This is a genomic window from Leptospira idonii (genome assembly GCF_004770995.1).
In the GTDB taxonomy this organism is placed as follows: Bacteria; Spirochaetota; Leptospiria; order Leptospirales; family Leptospiraceae; genus Leptospira_A; species Leptospira_A idonii.
In genome coordinates this window covers 1-3,043 of record NZ_RQHW01000064.1, presented here as the reverse complement: position 1 = coordinate 3,043, position 3,043 = coordinate 1, and the positions used below count along the sequence as shown (strand labels likewise).

Sequence of the window (3,043 nt, the reverse complement as noted above, 5' to 3'; positions counted from 1 at the left end):
GATATCTGATTCATTAAGTCGAGATTCGTTCCTAGCTCAATTTCTCTGTGCTTCCTGCACAGAAGAAATTGCTTCGGCCATCCTTGGCCTTCGCCACCGCTAGAAACTCTCTCTCCCGGTTATGAATAGATAACATACATCTTACCTAGGTTTGTTGGGCGCATCTCCCGGCTCTCAGTCGACGGCAACGCTCCCTCGATCCGGTGCGCGGGGGAAATTGATTTTAATTTATCTAATATTTCTTTAAATAGTCTTCCCAGTCATTAGGATACATTCTCTTTGCTTCTAATTTCGCTGCTAGGGGTATCGGGGCTGACCAATAATCAATTCCATTCTTCTTTAAAAACTCAATTACTTTTAATTTGTATTGATATTGCTCAGAGTCTAACCTAATTATACAAAGTCGTAATCTATCTGCTATATATACGGGATATTTATCTTTTGTATTGTAATTCTCACCACTTACAAATCCAAATTGATGCTTATACTCAATCCCGCTCTCTAGTAAATATAACACAACATTCATGTATTTATGAACTAATGCCTCTGTTAAAGGAGTTTGACCTATTTCATCTTTATAGTGGAGATTCGCTCCTGAAGACAAAAGTAACTTCACATTCTCTATTTTCCCTGACCCACTAGCTATATATAAAGCACTAGACCCCAATGTACCACCGCCACTCCTATCTTGCTTCTCTTCCGCATTCGGATCTCCCTTATACTGAAGTAATATCTTCAAGATTCTTACATCACTTATCTTTGCTGCGAATGTCACTGGGGTATTCCTACGTAAATTTGCATAGCTGGCTATATTCGGATCAGCACCTAACTCCAACAATGTCTTTATTGTCTCGTATCTTTCTCGTCTTACCTCAAAAGATAGTAAAGTAGAACCCGTTCTTGATTCTTGGTAGTTCACATCTACCTTATCTCTCTCTACTATCTCACGCATTGTCTCTGTATCTTTCAGGAGAGCCGCTTTCGTTAACTCCCACACTGGCGTATCTTGGAAGATTCTATAATCGTAACCCGCTAGCTTAGTTCCTGGTTCAGGCTTCTTGTCTAAATCAATCAGTCCTACCCTTACCTTCGCTCTAAATAAATATTCTCCACACGAATTCAATGATCCCAGTATTAATAATATACAAATAACAAACTTCATCTCTTTCCTTTCCTTATAATTCTTTTAGGTTTTTCTTTCACCATAATCTATAGGCGGAGGGGCTAATACTCCGTCTCGCTCTGATGACGGTGGAAAATAATGATCCACAAAATTAGTGATCGAGTGACCATTAAAAATCCCATTCGGGGTCAATATTGTTTCCGTATGTGTTCTTCCATTCGGACCTATAAACGGAAACAATACTCTCTGAATAGAATTCAACGGATCTGTTGGCGTTATATAGGCATCTATTTGATTCCAGCCATCGGAATAGGCATTTTGATTTCCATGTGTCAAATAATTCACTCCCGCTGGGTTAAAGGTTACTGCTTTAATACCTAAGTTCAATGCAATCGCTGAACTTACACCTCCTCCTAAAGAGTGTCCTGTCACTATAAACTCTGCACCTGGATCATTATCTATTAAATACTGTTTAATGGCCTCTGCATTCTTCATAGCAAGCTCATATTGAGAGGAAAGTCCTAGAACAGCTGCTCCATCAGCAGCTGCATCCGCTACTCCGTTGAATTCAGTTCCGCCTGTAGCATAGATATATACATTCTTCTTAACACCATCTACGATTATCGTCTTCTTCACTAACATCGAGTCTAAGCCTGTGACTTCTTTATCAGTAAACACAAGCTTTTCTAACTCTGTTCCTTGCAACTCATCATTAGTTAATATGTCGTAGCGATTACCACTCTTCTTCAATAATTCTTGCTTCTCTCTATGATTTAGATCGGAGTATACTGCCGCTGACAGCAAAGCACCATCCTCCTTCGACAACACCTCGGGGTTCACTGCTGGCGTTCCATTCCAAACATCCATTAGCTTCTGTGGGAAAGTGATTATATCATTTACTATTTGAGCCCCTGCCTTCCATACAGAAGTCCCCATAAGTAATGTTAAGGCACTCGCTCCAAATGCAGTCAATGCTCCCAGTGCCCCTAAGGCGATTCCTTCCAATGTTACACTCGCAGGCATGTGTTCGTTCAGTAACTCAGCTCTCTTATCTGGAGATAAATCCTTTATTTGTTCTGCTGTTAAGTTAGCTTTCTCTTTGAGAATCTTATCTTCATCAATCTTTCTCTCTAACTTACTCTTATCTTCTTCACTCAGTCCCTGGATTTGTTCATCCGTTAATCCAGCTTCCCTAAGTTTCGCTACCTGTGCTAGTGCTCTCCCTCTATCTTGTGCGGCATTGATGTTATGTTGCACCCAGTCCATGTCCATATTGCTATAGCCATTACCGGTAACTGTTCCCATGACCACTCCGTTCAATAAGCTAGATATCGTTACATTACCCTCTCTATCTACTCGATAGCTCATTCCAAAGCCTGTTGTTGAATCGGTATAACTGATCCCTCCTGAGAACCTCTCTATTGTGTCATAGTTGATATTTAAGTTCGCTCCGGATCTCGGTCCTTCCCCGGCGTTGATGTTCGCTCCGATTCCGAAGCCACCTGTAGCTGCATTGTAACTTCCATTAATCTGGATTCCATTAAATAAAGATGTCGATCCATTGAGGGATGCTCCGCCATATTCTGAGAAACGAATTCCTGCATTCGTTACTGCATTTCCAATTCCTAATGATCCTCCCCATCCATTTTGTTTGTCGTAGCTAATTCCTACGCCTAATGCTGTATTCTGTAACAATGGTGCTGCGGTCGCAAATCGGGTCAGATCCATTCCCCCTCCTGCTGTCATAACACCGAACATTCCATTCACTAGTCCGGCTACGATCCCTTCTGGTCCATTTCTGCTTCCATCTATTGCCTGGATCGCTCCTCGTATCACTGCCGCTCCCACATTCGCTGTCGATTGCAATAGCGGTAATCCCGTTGACGCTAAATTTGCTAAGGGACCTAACAGAGATGCTGT

Annotated in this window: 2 protein-coding genes; both read right to left on the bottom strand. The window is 41.6% G+C overall.

Translation table 11 applies throughout. From position 1 onward, the window contains the following. Nucleotides 1-232 precede the first annotated feature (232 nt). Nucleotides 233-1,162 carry an ankyrin repeat domain-containing protein gene (locus EHS15_RS16120; protein ID WP_135761621.1) on the bottom strand — a complete coding sequence of 310 codons (930 nt, stop codon included), beginning with the start codon at nt 1,160-1,162 and terminating at the stop codon, nt 233-235. Between the two features lie 24 nt (nt 1,163-1,186). Then, nucleotides 1,187-3,043 (bottom strand): TIGR04388 family protein (locus tag EHS15_RS16115; protein WP_135761620.1); only part of this gene is annotated, 1,857 nt, incomplete at its 5' end.